The sequence below is a fragment of the Burkholderia sp. AU33545 genome, assembly GCF_020419685.1.
Taxonomy (GTDB): domain Bacteria; phylum Pseudomonadota; class Gammaproteobacteria; order Burkholderiales; family Burkholderiaceae; genus Burkholderia; species Burkholderia diffusa.
In genome coordinates, this window is record NZ_JAIZRQ010000009.1 from 383,090 (window position 1) to 397,959 (window position 14,870).

Here is a 14,870-nt window from a genome sequence, read left to right on the forward strand (position 1 = left end):
GGGCGGCCGGCATCGGGCCGCGCGGTGAGCGGTGAGGAATGCCCCGAGTATCGCACGGGCACGGCCGCGCGCGCCGATGCGGCGCGGCGCGCTAAACTCGGGTTCCCGGCGGTGCCGCGTGCGTCGCGGACGCAGTCGCCGGCCGAATACGAACCAGAGAGACATCCCATGAAGCTCTACAGCTATTTCCGCAGTTCCGCGTCGTACCGCGTGCGGATCGCCCTGAACCTGAAGCAGCTGCCGTACGACACGGTTCCCGTGCACATGCTGCGCGACGGCGGCGAGCAATTGAAGGACGCCTACCGCGCGGTGAATCCGGATGCGGTCGTGCCGACGCTGGTCGACGGCAATGCCACGCTGCAGCAATCGCTCGCGATCATCGAATATCTCGAGGAAACGCATCCCGAACCGGCGCTGTTGCCAAAGCAGCCGGTCGACCGCGCATATGTGCGGGCGATTGCGCTGCAGGTCGCGTGCGAGATCCATCCGCTGAACAACCTGCGCGTGCTCAAGTACCTGAAGCACTCGCTGAAGGTGTCCGAGGAAGCGAAGAACGACTGGTACCGGCACTGGATCGAGGCGGGTTTCGCATCGCTCGAGACGCGCCTCGCGAACGATCCGCGCACCGGCAAGCTGTGCTTCGGTGACACGCCGACGCTCGCCGATATCTGCATCGTGCCGCAGGTGTTCAACGCGAACCGTTTCTCGATCGACACGACGCGCTTTCCGACGATCCAGCGGATCGCCGATCATGCGTCGACGCTCGACGCGTTCAAGGCCGCCGAGCCCGGCGCGCAGCCCGACGCCGAATGACGCCGTGGGTCAGCCGGCCGCCCGCTGACGGCTTCCGGACGTGCATGAAAAAAGGGCGCCCGAAGGCGCCCTGTGCGGTGCGGGCCGGCGGCGTTCAGTCGAGCAGCGCGTCCGCGAATTCGACTGCGCTGAACGGCTGCAGGTCCTCGACTTTCTCGCCGACGCCGATGAAGTAGACGGGCACCGGGCGCTGCCGCGCGATCGCGGCGAGAATGCCGCCCTTCGCGGTGCCGTCGAGCTTCGTGACGATCAGGCCCGTGAGGCCGAGTGCATCGTCGAATGCCTTCACCTGCGTGAGCGCGTTCTGGCCCGTGTTCGCGTCGATCACGAGCAGCACCTCGTGCGGCGCGCCATCGTGCGCCTTCGAGATCACGCGCTTCACCTTCTTCAGCTCTTCCATCAGGTGCAGCTGCGTCGGCAGGCGGCCGGCCGTGTCGGCCATCATCACGTCGATCCTGCGCGCGCGCGCCGCGCTGACCGCGTCGAAGATCACGGCGGCCGGGTCGCCGCTTTCCTGCTGGACGACCGTCACGTTGTTGCGCTCGCCCCAGACCGCCAGTTGTTCGCGCGCGGCCGCGCGGAACGTGTCGCCCGCAGCCAGCAGCACCGACTGGTCGAAGCTCTGCAGGTGCTTCGCGAGCTTGCCGATGCTGGTGGTCTTGCCTGCGCCGTTCACGCCCGTGATCATCATCACGAGCGGCTGCGCGCGGCCGAGCATCAGCGATTTCTCGAGCGGCTTCAGCAGTTCGACGAGCAGGTCGTGCAGCGCGCCCTTCACCTGCTGCGGATCGGTCAGCCGGCCAGCGCGCACCTTCTCGCGCAGCGCGCCGAGCAGGTACTCGGTCGCATCGACGCCGGCGTCGGACATCAGCAGCGCGGCCTCGAGCTCTTCGTACAGGTCCTCGTCGATCTTCGTATTGACGAATACGCCGGTGATGCTCGAGCCCGTCTTTGCGAGGCCCGACTTCAGGCGCGCGAGCCACGATTTCTTCGCGGAGGCGTCCTGCGTCGGCGGCGGCACGATCTCGACCGCTTCGACGACTTCGTCGCTGCCGTCGTTGGTCGGCGTGACCGTCATCACGACCGCCGGCGCGGCTTGCTGCGGTTGCGCGGGTGCTTGCGGTGCTTCGATCGCCTGGCGCGTGTCGGACGGTTCGTCCGGTTGCGGCGCATCGATCGATTGCGATTCCGCGGAGTCGGGCTCCTGCGTTTTCTTGAATCGTTTGAAGAAGCTGAACATGGTCTGACGTCGGGAAGAGGGCGGGGCGCCGCTAGGGCGCAGCGCCGGACGGGCCGTCGTGCGTGCGCATGGCGGCCGAAACCGTGCATTTTATCAGTGCGGCGGCGCACTCGCGTCAGCCGGTGCCGCCGCTGTGGTAACGTGCGCCTGTTTGGCGGTGCGCCCTCCTGCGCACCCGGTCCCCCCGTTGTCGATATTCCGTATGTCCCGTTCCTCTTCCGGCCGCCCGACGGCCCCCCCTGGCCGCGGCAAGCCGCACACGATCCGCATCATCGGCGGTGACTGGAAACGCACGCCGCTCGCCGTGCTCGATCTCGACGGCCTGCGGCCGACGCCCGATCGCGTGCGCGAGACGCTGTTCAACTGGCTCGGCCAGGATCTCGAAGGCCGGCGCTGCCTCGACCTGTTCGCGGGCACCGGTGCGCTCGGGTTCGAGGCCGCGTCGCGCGGCGCGACGAGCGTCGTGATGGTCGAGCGCCACCCGCGCGCGGCGCAGCAACTGCGCGCGATCAAGGACAAGCTCGGCGCACGCTCGGTCGAGGTCGCGGAAGCCGACGCGCTGCGGCTCGCGGCCGGGCTGACCCCGGGTGCGTTCGACGTCGTGTTCCTCGATCCGCCGTTCGGTGAGCCGGCCGTACTCGATCGCGCGATCGCGCTGGCGGCGCCGCTCGTCGCGCCGGAGGGCGCCCTGTACGTCGAGACGGGCGCGGAGCTCGACCCGGCCGCCCACGAAGCGCTGGCCGGCTGGCAGGTGGTGAAGCACGGCAAGGCGGGTGCGGTTCACTTTCATTTGCTGCGGCGCGAAAATGATGAATAATGCGCGTTCCATACGAGGCGGCGCGCCGCAAAGGCGACGCATGCCCATCTCGGCAGCGGCGTGCGCGTCGCACGGCTGCCACCCCGTTTGCGTGATGACAGGAGGAGCGACATGGTAGTCGCCGTGTATCCCGGTACGTTCGATCCGCTGACACGCGGGCACGAAGACCTCGTGCGGCGTGCATCGAGCATTTTTGATACGCTGGTGGTCGGTGTTGCCGACAGCCGCGCAAAGAAGCCGTTTTTCTCGCTGGAAGAACGTCTGAAGATTGCGAACGAGGTGCTCGGCCATTATCCGAACGTGAAGGTGATGGGTTTCAAGGGCCTGTTGAAGGACTTTGTCCGCACCAACAACGCGCGCGTGATCGTGCGCGGCCTGCGTGCCGTGTCCGATTTCGAATATGAGTTCCAGATGGCGGGGATGAACCGCTATCTGCTGCCCGACGTCGAGACGATGTTCATGACGCCATCCGATCAGTATCAGTTCATCTCGGGGACGATCGTGCGCGAAATCGCGCAGTTGGGCGGCGATGTCAGCAAGTTCGTGTTCCCGTCCGTCGAGAAGTGGCTGACCGAGAAAGTCGCCGCGATGGGAGGCCCGGCCGCGTGACGCGGCGCCGGCCGGTTTCGTTGCGAAGCCGGCGGCCGGCCTGAAGAAGTGAGACCAGTATGTCTTTGATGATTACCGACGAGTGCATCAATTGCGACGTGTGCGAGCCAGAGTGCCCGAACGGCGCGATTTCGATGGGCCCGGATATCTACGTGATCGACCCCAACAAGTGCACCGAGTGCGTCGGCCATTTCGACGAACCGCAATGCCAGCAGGTGTGTCCGGTCGAATGCATTCCGCGCGATCCGCAGCATGAGGAATCGCACGCGCAGTTGATGGCGAAGTATCACGCGTTGATCGCCGCGAAGGGCGACGACGCGCAGTGACCGTGCGGCGACGCGCGCGTCGCAACGTCATGAATCCCCTGACCGGCGCCGTTCGGCGCCGGTTCCACTTCTCCCTTCGCTTCAGCCGATCAGGTCGCGCAATGCCGCGACGAGCGCGTCGCATTCGGCGTCGGTGCCGACGGTGATGCGCAAATGCTGGTCGATGCGTGGCGCCCGGAAGTGCCGTACGAAAATTTCCCGATCCTTCAGCTTTGCCGCGATCGTGCCCGCATCGTGCGCGGGATGGCGCGCGAACACGAAATTCGCGCTCGACGGCACGACGTCGAAACCGAGTGCCTCCAGCGCGTGCGTGAGCCGCGCGCGGCTGTCGATCACGCGTCGGCAGGTCGCACCGAAGTAGTCGGTGTCCTCGTATGCTGCCTGCGCGGCGACCTGCGCGAGCCGGTCGAGCGGATAGGAATTGAAGCTGTCCTTCACACGATTCAGTGCGTCGATCAACGCCGCATCGCCGAACGCGAAGCCGACGCGCATGCCCGCGAGCGAGCGCGCCTTCGACGTCGTGTGCACGACGAGCAGGTTCGGATGGCGGTCGATCAGCGTGATCGCGGATTGCGCGCCGAAATCGACGTACGCTTCGTCGATCAACACGACCGACGACGGGTTCGCGGCCGCAATCCGCTCAATGTCCGCGAGCGGCAGCGCGCGCCCGGTCGGCGCGTTCGGGTTCGGAAACAGCACGCCGCCCACATCGTCGAGATAGTCTTCGACACGGATCGAGAAGTCGTCCGCGAGCGGCACGATTGCGGTCTCGACACCGTACAGGCGCGCGTAGGTCGGGTAGAAGCTGTACGAAATATCGGGAAAGCGCAGCGGCCGGTCATGCTTGAGCAGTGCCTGGAACGCGTGCGCGAGCACCTCGTCGGAGCCGTTGCCGACGAAGACCTGCTCGGGCTTGATGCGATGATGGGCCGCGACCGTCTCGCGCAGTGCGCGCGCGAGTGGGTCGGGATAGCGGCGCAGCGTGTCGCCGGTGTCGCCGAGTTCGCGTGCGATCGCCGCGACGACGCGCGGCGAAGGCGGATAGGGATTCTCGTTGGTGTTCAGCTTGACGGGGTGTGCGAGCGCGGGCTGTTCGCCCGGCACGTAAGGCACGAGTTGCTGAACGATGTCGCTCCAGTAACGGCTCACCGCTTGGCTCCTGACGGGCAAAAACAACCAGATTACCGCATGTGGATGCGGCGGTGCGCGATTGCGCACGACCGAGACGCCGCCCGGCGGCGCCGGACGGCACGTTGCACCATGCCGGTGCGGTGCGCAGTCAGTTGCGATGCAACTGCATCGTCGCGCGGTCGAGTTCGCCCTTGACGACCATCGGCATGACGGCGAGCGCACGCTCGATCGATGCGTCGATCACGTCCTGCTCTTCGCGGCGCGGCGGCTTCAGCACGAAGTTCGCGACGTCGGGCTTCGCGCCGGCGCGCGCGCCTTCCGGGATCAGGTCGCGCGGATGGCCGATGCCGATGCGCAGGCGCCAGTACTGCTGCGACGACAGATGCGCGGTGATGTCCTTCAGACCGTTGTGACCGCCGCTGCCGCCGCCGAGCTTCAGCTTCACCGTGCCGGGCGGCAGATCGAGTTCGTCGTGCGCGACGAGGATCTGGTCGGGCAGGATCTTGAAGAAACTCGCGAGCGCGACGACCGACTGGCCGGAGCGGTTCATGTAGGTTTGCGGCTCGAGCAGGTGGACTTCCTCGCCGTGCAGGCGCGCCTTCGCGTAGAAGCCATGGAAGCGGCGCTCGTCGCGCAGCGTCGCGCCTGCTTCGCGGGCGAGCTGGTCGATCAGCCAGAAGCCGGCGTTGTGGCGCGTCGCAGTATATTCTGCCCCGGGATTGCCGAGGCCGACGATCAGTTTGATCATGACGTTTCGTAGGCGGCAGCGCCCGCCTGGGCGCAGAAAAAGAAAAACCCGCCGGGCAAGCCGCGGCGGGTTGTGTCGACCGTTTCTTGAAACGGATCGAACGGGCGCGTAGGCGGCCGTTTAGGCAGCCGGCGTTTCGCCTTCGCCTGCTGCGTCCGACACGGCACCAGCCGGGACCGTCGCCGATGCGACAACCGGGTTTTCCGCGTCGACGTGCGCGACCAGCGTCACGCCCTTCGGCAGTGCGATGTCCTTCGCGTGCAGCGACTGACCTGCTTCGATCTTCGACAGATCGACTTCCAGGAATTCCGGCAGAGCCGACGGCAGGCACTCGACTTCGATTTCCGTCGTGACGTGCGAGACGATTGCGCTCGACAGCTTCACTGCCGGGCTGACTTCAGCGTTCAGGAAGTGCAGCGGCACCTTCGTGTGCAGCTTCTTCTTCGCGTCGACGCGCTGGAAGTCCACGTGCAGCACGAGTTGCTTGAACGGGTGGTATTGCACGTCGCGCAGCAGAACCTGTTGCGACTGGCCAGCCACTTCGAGGTCGAGGATCGACGAGTGGAAGGCTTCCTTCTTCAGTGCGTGCCACAGCGCGTTGTGATCGAGTTCGATCTTTTGCGGGGCTGCTTCGCCACCGTAGACGATACCCGTGGTCTTACCGGCGTTGCGCAGGCGGCGGCTCGCACCCGTACCTTGCTGTTGGCGCTCGAAAGCGACGACTTTCATGTGATTCTCCATTAGCTGCCCGCGACCAGGCAGTAAAACGGGGCCGGCGAAATGGCGGCCCCCGATGAAACGGACGGGGCTTCGTCTATCCCGTCCGATTGTGCAAAAAGCGAAGCGTTGCCGCTTCGCTTTCCGCGCATGCTATGTCGTGTCGTTCCGCGATCAGGATTCCGCGAACAGCGACATCACCGAGTCGCCGCGGCGAATCCGCGAGAACGTTTCGGCCAGCAGGCTCGCGCTCGTCAGTGAGCGGATCTTCGAGCACGCCAGCGATTCGGCCGACAGCGGGATCGTATCGGTGACGACCAGCTCGTCGAGTGCCGATGCGGCGATGCGGTCGGCGGCGCCGCCCGACAGAACCGGGTGCGTCGCGTACGCGAACACCTGCTTCGCACCGCGATCCTTCAGCACTTGCGCTGCCTTGCAGAGCGTGCCTGCCGTATCGACCATGTCGTCCATGATCACGCAGGTGCGGCCTTCGACTTCACCGATGATGTTCATCACTTCGGCGACGTTCGCCTTCGGACGACGCTTGTCGATGATCGCGAGATCGCAGTTGAGCTGCTTCGCGAGTGCCCGGGCACGGACCACGCCGCCGACGTCCGGCGACACGACGAGCAGATCCGAGTAGTTCTGCTTGCGCAGGTCGCCCAGCAGGATCGGCGTTGCGTAGATGTTGTCGACCGGAATGTCGAAGAAGCCTTGAATCTGATCGGCGTGCAGATCCATCGTGATGATCCGCTCGACGCCGGCGATTTCCAGCATGTTCGCGATGACCTTCGCCGAGATCGCGACGCGCGCCGAGCGCGGGCGACGGTCCTGGCGGGCATAGCCGAAGTAGGGGATGGCGGCAGTGATCCGGCCGGCGGACGCACGCTTGAGCGCGTCGACCATGATCATCAGTTCCATCAGGTTGTCGTTCGTGGGCGCGCACGTGGATTGCAGGACGAAGACGTCCTTGCCGCGCACGTTTTCCTGGATCTCGACCTGGATCTCGCCGTCGGAGAAACGGCTGACCATTGCTTTGCCGAGGGGAATTCCAAGGATATTGACGACTTCCTGGGCGAGCGCGGGATTCGCGTTGCCAGTAAAGACCATCAAGCCATCATGGCTGTGGCTGCTCATCGTGCACCTGCTTCAGGCTTAGGCGGGAAATGCGGGAAAATTTTTGGCAGGGGAGGAAGGACTCGAACCCTCGCATGCCGGAATCAAAATCCGGTGCCTTGACCAACTTGGCGACTCCCCTACACTCAACTGATAACTTCACCGGACTTGTAGGCCATCCGATAAAGCAAAACTTCATGACGCGAAAGCGAAGAGCGGATGCTCGTTCAGACTCTCGGCAACTGCACCGTTCCAACTGGTGGGCAGCTTGGCTTTCGCCGCTTCTGCCTCGTGCCTGCTATGAAACGCTGCAAACACGCTTGCTCCGGAGCCGGTCATCCTCGCGGGGGTCACATCATACAACCATTTGACCACCTGCGCAACTTCCGCGTACTTACTTGTCACAACTTGCTGCATGTCGTTCCGGCCGAAGCTGTCTGGCCATCCCGCATCGCTGCTTTGCTGTGCAAGAAAGTCCGTAATTGTGACGCGCTTCGTATCTCTTGTCAACAACTCATCTGAAAAAATTTCAGCGGTGGGGACATGAACTCGTGGCGTCACAACCAAGAACCAGCGAGTCGGCAATTCTACCTCAGCTAATTCTTCTCCGATACCCTCTGCGAACGCATTTTTTCCAAAAACAAAAAACGGGACGTCCGCGCCGAGTTTCACCGCGAGCGACTGCAGTTCCGTGCGCGGCAGATCGAGTTGCCACAGGCGGTTCAGCGCGAGCAGCGTCGTCGCCGCGTCCGAGCTGCCGCCGCCGAGGCCCGCGCCCATCGGCAGGCGCTTGTCGATCTCGATGTCGACGCCGGCCGTGGTGCCCGTGTGCGTTTTCAGCAGGTTGGCCGCGCGCACGACGAGATCGCTTTCCTCGGGCACGCCCGGCACGTCGGTGACGCGTGCGACGCGACCGTCGTCGCGCAGCGTGAAGTGCAGCGTATCGCCCCAGTTCAGCAGCTGGAACACGCTCTGCAGATCGTGATAGCCGTTCGGTCGACGGCCGGTGATGTGCAGGAACAGGTTGAGTTTCGCGGGCGCAAGGCAGTTGCGCAGCGAGCGGGTCGAATCGGTCATGCGTATGTCGGGGCTAGGTTCACGTGCTTACTGGTCGAGCACGAGCTTGATGTCGAGCGGCGGCGTCGCGCGCACGAGGTTGACGCGTTTGACGCCCGTCGCCGGTGCGTCCGCGTAGGCGAGATAGTCGATCGTCCAGCCGTCCTGGCGGATCTGCTTGACGTGCGTCGTGTCCGCGGGGTCGCGCACCGTCTGCGCGGGCGTCGCGGGCGCGGGCGTCGGCAGCAGCCAATAGCGCAGACCGGCCAGCGGCAGCGAGAAGCCGAGCGCATTCTGCATCAGTTCGCCGACGTCCGTCGCGTATTGCGGCTGGCGGTTCGGCAGTTCGAGGGATGCGGCCTGCGGCGTCGATTTCACGACCGCGAGCGTCTGGCCGAGCGGGCTGCGCAGTTCGAGCGACACGTCGTCGCCGTGCTCCTGCCAGTCGAAGTTGCCGTACACGTTCTGGGGTCGGCCGAGGCGGTCGCTGTACTGCACCGCGAAGCGGCCGTGGTACGCGTGTGTCGCGGCCGTCTGCAGCACGGCGCCCGACGGCGCATTTGCCGACGGCGGCGTGCTCGCGCAGCCGACGAGCGCGAGCGCGGCGCCAGCCGCGGCAAGCGCGCGCAGCGCGCGGGAAGACGGGGAAAGCATCGGGAACATCCGCATCACAGGCCGTTGACCTGCAGGCGCTTGAGCGTCTGCACGAGCGTGTCGTTGTCGGGTTCGAGCTTCTGCGCGGCACGCCACGCGACGCGCGCGTCGTCCTGCGCGCCGCTCTTCCACAGCACTTCGCCGAGGTGCGCGCCGATCTCGGCGTTCGGCTGCAGCTCGTACGCGCGCCGCAGCACCTTCGTCGCGCCCGCCGTGTCGCCCATCCGGTACTTCACCCAGCCGAGGCTGTCCATGATGTACGCGTCGTTCGGCGCGAGCGACAGCGCCTTGTCGATCAGCTTGCTGGCCTCGGGCAGGCGCTGGTTGCGATCGGCGAGCGAATAGCCGAGCGCGTTGTACGCCTGTGGGTTGTCGGGCTGCGTGCGGATCAGCTCGCGCAGCTGCTTTTCCATCGCCGCGTAGTGGCCGGTCTTCTCGGCCGCCATCGCGTAGTCGTAGCGCAGGTCGGGATCGTCCGGGAAATCCTGGACTGCCTGCGCGAGTCGCGCCTCGGCTTCCGGATAGCGCTTCGCGGTGAACAGGATCGACGCATCGGTGCGTGCGACCACGGCCGCATCGCGCGGATCGCTGATCGGCAGGTCGTCGAGCACCTTGCGCGCCTCGTCGGTCTTGCCCTGTTTCTGCAGCAGCTGCGCGCGCGTGATCTGCGCGGGCAGGTAGTGCTGGCTCGTCTGGTCGACCTTGTCGAGCCATTGCGACGCCTGCGCATCGTTGCCCTGTTCGATCGAGATCTGCGCGAGGTAGATGTAGCCCTGGCCGACGTCGAGGTTCGGCTGCTTGTCGCCGAGCTGCACGTACTGTTTCAGGTACGCGCTCGCGTCGTCGAGCTTCTTCTGCTGGATCTTGATCAGCGCGAGCGCCATCAGCGGCGTCGGGTCCTTCGAGTCGAGCTTGCGCATCGTCTCGAACTGCTTCTGCGCGTCGTCGAGGCGGTCGTCGGAGAGATAGAGCTGCGACAGAGCGAGGCGCGCATCGCGCGACTTCGGATTCTGCTGAACATATTTCTCGAACGACGCGATGCCGGCCGCGCGCTCGGCGGGCCCCATCTGCGACAGCATCAGCGCCGCCGGCAGATAGTCGGGGCGGATCTGCAGCGCCTGCTTCAGCGACTGCGCCGCGCCTTCCTTGTCGTCGACCGCGATTTGCTGCCGCGCGATCGCGAGCTGCGCCTCGGGGCGGTTCATGTCGTTCTTCAGCATGTCCTTCAGCACCGCGAGGCCGCCGACGCGGTCGGCGCCGCGCACCAGCAGTGCCTGCAGCGCGAGGATCGCGGGGCCGCGCGTTTCACCGGTCGCGCGGGCCAGTTCGCGCGCGAGCATCGGCTGCGCGTCGGCCGGCTTGCCGGCGAGCACGAGCAGCGCGGCGTCGACTTGCGATGCGCGGTTCGAATCGGGTGCGTACTGGCGCCACAGATTGGCTGCGGACAGCGCGTCGGCCGGGCTTTGCGCGCCGAGCGCGATCTCGGTCGCACGCTGCGCCATGCGGGGGTCGCGCGTGTCGCGGGCGAGCGCGAGGTAGGTCTGGTAGGCCGGCGCGGGCTGGTTGCGCTGGAGCGCGACCTCGGCGGCCAGCACCTGATAGACGATCTGGCTCGTCAGCGGGACGCCCGGGAGATCCTTTTTCTCGTCCGGCATTACGTGCTCGAACGCGCCCTGCGGCTCCGCGTCGTCCGATGCCGGATTCTGCGCGTGAGCCGGGAAGGCGGTGAGGGTCCACGCGGCGAACAGCGCGGCGCCGAGCGCACGGCGGACCGGGAAGGCGCGCGCGCCGCGCACGGCGGCGGGGCGCTTCAGAAGCAGCTTCGAGGGCAAGGTCATGGAAATCCGTTCGATGTTTCAACCGATTGTAACGCGCTCGCTACAATACACGCACGATCGTGAATCCAGTCTCAGACCCGCAAAACATGCCAGAGTTGCCAGAAGTCGAAGTCACGCGCCGGGGCATCGAGCCCTTTGTCGCGGGCCGCCGCGTCGAGCGTGTCGACGTCCGTACCGCGATGCTGCGCTGGCCCGTGCCGGCGGAGCTCGCCGAGCAATTGCGCGCGCGCGAGGTGCTCGCCGTCGAGCGTCGCGGCAAGTATCTGCTGTTCGAGGTCGACGCGGGCTGGTTCATCGTTCATCTCGGGATGACGGGCACGCTGCGCGTGCTGCCCGCGGCCGGCGTGCCGGTCGCCGCGAAACACGACCACATCGACTGGATCTTCGACGAATTCGTGCTCCGGTTCCGCGATCCGCGCCGTTTCGGCGCGGTGCTGTGGCACCCGCGCGAAGCGGGCGACGTGCATGCGCATCCGCTGCTCGCCAGCCTCGGCGTCGAGCCGTTCTCGCCGGCGTTCACCGGCGCGCTGCTGCACGCGCGCACGCGCGGCCGCACGGTGTCGGTCAAGCAGGCGCTGCTCGCGGGCAACATGGTCGTCGGCGTCGGCAACATCTATGCGTCGGAGAGCCTGTTTCGCGCGGGCATCCGGCCGACGACCGCCGCCGGCAAGGTGTCGCTGCCGCGCTACGAGCGGCTGGCCGACGCGGTGCGCGCGACCCTCGCCGACGCGATCGAGCGCGGCGGCAGCACGCTGCGCGATTTCGTCGGCAGCAACGGCGAAAGCGGCTATTTCCAGCTCGACTGCTTCGTCTACGACCGGGCGGGGCTACCTTGCCGCACATGCGGCACGCCGATCCGCCAGATCGTGCAGGGGCAGCGCTCGACCTATTTCTGCCCGACCTGCCAGCGTTGAGTCGCGCGTTGCAACCTCTTTCCAAAGATTCGAACACTTGAAGCCGCCCCGCATTGCTCCCGCTCCGTTCCCCGTCACACCGCTGCATCGCACGTTCGCCACGCGCCTGATTGCCTGGCAGCGCGTGCACGGTCGCCACGACCTGCCGTGGCAGAACACCCGCGATCCCTACTGGATCTGGCTGTCGGAAATCATGCTGCAGCAGACGCAGGTCTCGACCGTCGTCCCGTATTACACGCGCTTTCTCGAGCGCTTTCCCGACGTCGCCGCGCTCGCGGCCGCGCAGTCCGACGACGTGATGGCGCTGTGGGCCGGGCTCGGCTACTACTCGCGCGCACGCAACCTGCATCGCTGCGCGCAGGTCGTCGTCGCCGAGCATGGCGGCGTATTCCCGTCGACGCCGGAAGCGCTCGCCGAACTGCCGGGCATCGGCCGTTCGACGGCCGCGGCGATTGCGTCGTTCGCGTACGGTGCGCGCGCGACGATCCTCGACGGCAACGTGAAGCGCGTGCTGGCGCGGGTGTTCGGCGTCGAAGGCTTTCCGGGCGAGAAGCGCGTCGAGAACGACATGTGGGCGCTTGCGGAATCGCTGCTGCCGGATGCCGCGAACGCGGCCGACGTGAGTGCCTATACGCAGGGGCTGATGGATCTCGGCGCGACGCTGTGCGTGCGCGGCAAGCCGGATTGCGCGCGCTGCCCGTTCGCGGGCGACTGTGTCGCGCAATCGACGGGACGGCAGCGCGAACTTCCGGCCGCGCGGCCGAAGAAGGCGGTGCCGACGCGCAAGACCTGGATGCTCGTGTTGCGCGACGGCGACGCCGTGCTGCTCGAGCGACGTCCGCCGGCCGGCATCTGGGGCGGCCTGTGGTGCCTGCCGCAGGCAGACGGCGATGTGGCACTCGCGGAACTCGCACGTGGCTTCGGCGGTGGCGGCCCGGTGCCGCTCGCGCCGTTCACGCACACGTTCACGCATTTCCGGCTCGAGATCGAGCCGCGGCTGAGCGATGTGGCGAACGGCGGGCGGCCGCTCACGCACGTGCAGGATGCCGAGACGGCGTGGGTGCCGTTGGCGGGGCTCGATGCGTACGGCGTGCCGGCGCCCGTGCGCAAGCTGCTCGATGCGTTGAGCGGGCCGCTGCTGTAAAGAAAAGGGAAGGGCGCGGCGCGCTCACGGAAGCGCCGGGCCGCCGCGGGTGTTTTGCCTGCCAGGATGATTCGCTCGGTGACGCCGCTGCGACGCGTTTGGCCAGCCGAGGCTTACAGCCATCCGTGCCGATCGAGCACGTGGTGCACGGCATCGATCCGCGCGCCGACGTCCGGAAATTCCATCAATTTCTGCCGCGCACGCAGGTCGAGCGGCAGCAGTTCAGCGAGGCGGTTCGATACCCAACTCGGGTCGTCGAGACGAAACGGTTCGGCGAACGGCATCTTGTCCGGTTCGGATTTCTTCAGCGCTTCGATGATGCGCTCCAGCACCTCGGCACACGAGCCGAATTGCGCGAGCGCCTGTTCACCTTCGAGCGGGATGTCGTCGGGCAGCGGCTCCGCGATCCCGACCAGCAGCCCGTTGCCTTCGACGCGATACGACAGCAGCTCGAACCGCTGCGTGCCGATCGCCTGCAGGTACAGCATCCCGAATTCGCCGGTATCGCACTCGGTGATGCGCGCCATGCAGCCGATCGTCTCGGGCACCGATACGGCACCGTCCTGCGCGACTTCGGGCCCGCTCTTCAGCAGGCACACGCCGAACGGCGCGTCGTCGCGCAGGCATGCGCGGGACATGTCGAGATAGCGCGCCTCGAACACCTTGAGCGGCAGCCAGCCACCGGGGAACAGCACCGTGTGCAGCGGAAACAGCGGCAGGTCGATCAGGGTGGTCGATAGCGTGGACATGGCGCACCGGCAAGAGGGCGGTGTCGCTAAGGTCGTTCGACCTCGGCGACGAGCCGCGACGACGCGTCGACATCCACGGGCGCGTCACGATGCCGCACGATCACGTTCGCATCGTGCGCGAGGCGCGCGGCGAGCGTTTCCGCGATGAACACCGAGCGATGCTGACCGCCCGTGCAGCCGATGGCGACGGTCAGGTAGCTGCGGTTGTCTTCGCGAAAGTGCGGGAGCCATTTCGTCAGGAACGCATGGATGTCGTCGATCATCTGGTGGACGATCGGCAGTGCGTCGAGAAAGGCGATGACCGGCTGGTCCAGCCCGGTGAGCGGGCGCAGCTCATGGTCGTAGTACGGGTTCGGCAGCGCGCGCACGTCGAACATCAGGTCGGCATCGAGCGGCACGCCGCGCTTGAAACCGAACGACTCGAACATCACCATCAGGTCGTTGTTCTTCTGCTCGATGAAGCGCTTGACCCACGTGCGCAGCACGTTCGCGCGCAGCGTGCTGGTATCGATCTGGTGGCCGAATTCGGCGAGCGGTGCGACCAGCTCGCGTTCGCGCTCGATCGCTTCCTCGAGCGACGACAGCAGCCCGACGTTCGCGTCGTGCGACGGCGAGCCGGACAGCGGGTGGCGCCGGCGCGTTTCGGAGAAGCGCTGGATCAGCGCCTGCGTGCTCGCGTTGAGGAACAGCACGCGGACATCGTGCTCGAGCGACAGCGCGCGGATCAGACCGGGCATTTCGTCCAGCGACGCGCTCGAACGCGCGTCGATCGCGACCGCGAGCCGGTGCTGGCCGCCGTCGGCCAGGTAGCGGGCGAGTTCGGGAAGCACGTGCGGCGGCAGGTTGTCGACGCAGTAGTAGCCTGCGTCTTCGAGCGCGTTCAGCGCGACGGACTTGCCTGAGCCGGAGATGCCGGTGATAAGGACGATGCGCATGGGAAGCAGAGAATCCTGACGTTTCATCATAGCACCGGCTCGACGCGTCGGCGCTGCGAGGCC

General features: G+C 66.4%; 16 protein-coding genes and 1 tRNA gene. 6 read left to right on the top strand and 11 right to left on the bottom strand.

What is annotated here, in order from left to right; genetic code table 11:
- Positions 1-168: 168 nt before the first annotated feature.
- Positions 169-813 (top strand): maleylacetoacetate isomerase, encoded by a 645-nt coding sequence (maiA, locus tag LGM71_RS28925; RefSeq protein WP_124902033.1) that lies wholly within the window; start codon positions 169-171, stop codon positions 811-813.
- Between the two features lie 94 nt (positions 814-907).
- Here the strand turns inward: maiA and ftsY are convergent, their stop codons facing one another.
- On the bottom strand, positions 908-2,053 hold the full coding sequence (gene ftsY / locus LGM71_RS28930; protein ID WP_059598844.1) for a signal recognition particle-docking protein FtsY: 1,146 nt from the start codon (positions 2,051-2,053) through the stop codon (positions 908-910).
- A gap of 202 nt (positions 2,054-2,255) precedes the next feature.
- Between ftsY and rsmD the strand changes: the two genes are divergently transcribed.
- From rsmD to LGM71_RS28945, 3 genes are all read left to right on the top strand, one after another.
- Positions 2,256-2,870 carry a 16S rRNA (guanine(966)-N(2))-methyltransferase RsmD gene (gene rsmD / locus LGM71_RS28935; RefSeq protein WP_124902034.1) on the top strand — a complete coding sequence of 205 codons (615 nt, stop codon included), beginning with the start codon at positions 2,256-2,258 and terminating at the stop codon, positions 2,868-2,870.
- 111 nt (positions 2,871-2,981) lie between these two features.
- Positions 2,982-3,479 (top strand): pantetheine-phosphate adenylyltransferase, encoded by a 498-nt coding sequence (coaD, locus tag LGM71_RS28940; RefSeq protein ID WP_006398238.1) that lies wholly within the window; start codon positions 2,982-2,984, stop codon positions 3,477-3,479.
- Positions 3,480-3,538: 59 nt separating this feature from the next.
- Entirely contained in the window at positions 3,539-3,805 is a 267-nt protein-coding gene (locus tag LGM71_RS28945; protein WP_059507779.1) for a YfhL family 4Fe-4S dicluster ferredoxin, read from the top strand.
- Positions 3,806-3,886: 81 nt separating this feature from the next.
- Here LGM71_RS28945 and hisC read toward each other — a convergent pair whose 3' ends face one another.
- The 8 genes from hisC to LGM71_RS28985 all read right to left on the bottom strand — a co-directional run bounded on the left by hisC (position 3,887) and on the right by LGM71_RS28985 (position 11,065).
- On the bottom strand, positions 3,887-4,954 hold the full coding sequence (gene hisC / locus LGM71_RS28950) for a histidinol-phosphate transaminase (RefSeq protein ID WP_124626301.1): 1,068 nt from the start codon (positions 4,952-4,954) through the stop codon (positions 3,887-3,889).
- A 130-nt stretch (positions 4,955-5,084) separates the two neighbouring features.
- Positions 5,085-5,684, bottom strand: a complete 600-nt coding sequence (pth, locus tag LGM71_RS28955) for an aminoacyl-tRNA hydrolase (protein WP_059451462.1) — start codon at positions 5,682-5,684, stop codon at positions 5,085-5,087.
- A gap of 120 nt (positions 5,685-5,804) precedes the next feature.
- Entirely contained in the window at positions 5,805-6,413 is a 609-nt protein-coding gene (locus tag LGM71_RS28960; protein ID WP_059598854.1) for a 50S ribosomal protein L25/general stress protein Ctc, read from the bottom strand.
- Between the two features lie 162 nt (positions 6,414-6,575).
- Complete coding sequence (locus tag LGM71_RS28965; RefSeq protein WP_006483739.1) at positions 6,576-7,538, bottom strand: ribose-phosphate pyrophosphokinase; 963 nt, start codon at positions 7,536-7,538, stop codon at positions 6,576-6,578.
- Positions 7,539-7,582: 44 nt separating this feature from the next.
- A tRNA-Gln gene (locus LGM71_RS28970) sits at positions 7,583-7,659 on the bottom strand.
- A 53-nt stretch (positions 7,660-7,712) separates the two neighbouring features.
- Positions 7,713-8,594 carry a 4-(cytidine 5'-diphospho)-2-C-methyl-D-erythritol kinase gene (gene ispE / locus LGM71_RS28975; protein ID WP_226117740.1) on the bottom strand — a complete coding sequence of 294 codons (882 nt, stop codon included), beginning with the start codon at positions 8,592-8,594 and terminating at the stop codon, positions 7,713-7,715.
- Between the two features lie 27 nt (positions 8,595-8,621).
- On the bottom strand, positions 8,622-9,242 hold the full coding sequence (lolB, locus tag LGM71_RS28980) for a lipoprotein insertase outer membrane protein LolB (RefSeq protein WP_124626472.1): 621 nt from the start codon (positions 9,240-9,242) through the stop codon (positions 8,622-8,624).
- A complete protein-coding gene (locus tag LGM71_RS28985; RefSeq protein WP_124626297.1) occupies positions 9,242-11,065 on the bottom strand; it encodes a tetratricopeptide repeat protein in 1,824 nt (607 codons plus the stop codon). The genes lolB and LGM71_RS28985 overlap by 1 nt, the downstream gene beginning before the upstream one ends.
- Positions 11,066-11,151: 86 nt before the next feature.
- On the opposite strand from LGM71_RS28985, the gene mutM reads away from it, so the two are divergent.
- Entirely contained in the window at positions 11,152-11,979 is an 828-nt protein-coding gene (mutM, locus tag LGM71_RS28990) for a bifunctional DNA-formamidopyrimidine glycosylase/DNA-(apurinic or apyrimidinic site) lyase (RefSeq protein WP_059598837.1), read from the top strand.
- Positions 11,980-12,016: 37 nt separating this feature from the next.
- Positions 12,017-13,123 carry an A/G-specific adenine glycosylase gene (mutY, locus tag LGM71_RS28995; protein WP_226117742.1) on the top strand — a complete coding sequence of 369 codons (1,107 nt, stop codon included), beginning with the start codon at positions 12,017-12,019 and terminating at the stop codon, positions 13,121-13,123.
- A gap of 113 nt (positions 13,124-13,236) precedes the next feature.
- Here mutY and LGM71_RS29000 read toward each other — a convergent pair whose 3' ends face one another.
- On the bottom strand, positions 13,237-13,872 hold the full coding sequence (locus tag LGM71_RS29000; RefSeq protein WP_059598835.1) for an LON peptidase substrate-binding domain-containing protein: 636 nt from the start codon (positions 13,870-13,872) through the stop codon (positions 13,237-13,239).
- A gap of 26 nt (positions 13,873-13,898) precedes the next feature.
- Positions 13,899-14,807 carry an RNase adapter RapZ gene (rapZ, locus tag LGM71_RS29005; protein ID WP_059526093.1) on the bottom strand — a complete coding sequence of 303 codons (909 nt, stop codon included), beginning with the start codon at positions 14,805-14,807 and terminating at the stop codon, positions 13,899-13,901.
- Positions 14,808-14,870: the final 63 nt, after the last annotated feature.

Coding starts and splice junctions, on each gene's coding strand:
- lolB (WP_124626472.1), bottom strand. CDS start 9,242: ATGCGGATGTTCCCGATGCTTTCCCCGTCTTCCCGCGCGCTGCGCGCG.
- rapZ (WP_059526093.1), bottom strand. CDS start 14,807: ATGCGCATCGTCCTTATCACCGGCATCTCCGGCTCAGGCAAGTCCGTC.
- mutM (WP_059598837.1), top strand. CDS start 11,152: ATGCCAGAGTTGCCAGAAGTCGAAGTCACGCGCCGGGGCATCGAGCCC.
- ftsY (WP_059598844.1), bottom strand. CDS start 2,053: ATGTTCAGCTTCTTCAAACGATTCAAGAAAACGCAGGAGCCCGACTCC.
- LGM71_RS28945 (WP_059507779.1), top strand. CDS start 3,539: ATGTCTTTGATGATTACCGACGAGTGCATCAATTGCGACGTGTGCGAG.
- pth (WP_059451462.1), bottom strand. CDS start 5,684: ATGATCAAACTGATCGTCGGCCTCGGCAATCCCGGGGCAGAATATACT.
- ispE (WP_226117740.1), bottom strand. CDS start 8,594: ATGACCGATTCGACCCGCTCGCTGCGCAACTGCCTTGCGCCCGCGAAA.
- LGM71_RS28965 (WP_006483739.1), bottom strand. CDS start 7,538: ATGAGCAGCCACAGCCATGATGGCTTGATGGTCTTTACTGGCAACGCG.
- LGM71_RS28960 (WP_059598854.1), bottom strand. CDS start 6,413: ATGAAAGTCGTCGCTTTCGAGCGCCAACAGCAAGGTACGGGTGCGAGC.
- LGM71_RS28985 (WP_124626297.1), bottom strand. CDS start 11,065: ATGACCTTGCCCTCGAAGCTGCTTCTGAAGCGCCCCGCCGCCGTGCGC.
- coaD (WP_006398238.1), top strand. CDS start 2,982: ATGGTAGTCGCCGTGTATCCCGGTACGTTCGATCCGCTGACACGCGGG.
- rsmD (WP_124902034.1), top strand. CDS start 2,256: ATGTCCCGTTCCTCTTCCGGCCGCCCGACGGCCCCCCCTGGCCGCGGC.
- maiA (WP_124902033.1), top strand. CDS start 169: ATGAAGCTCTACAGCTATTTCCGCAGTTCCGCGTCGTACCGCGTGCGG.
- LGM71_RS29000 (WP_059598835.1), bottom strand. CDS start 13,872: ATGTCCACGCTATCGACCACCCTGATCGACCTGCCGCTGTTTCCGCTG.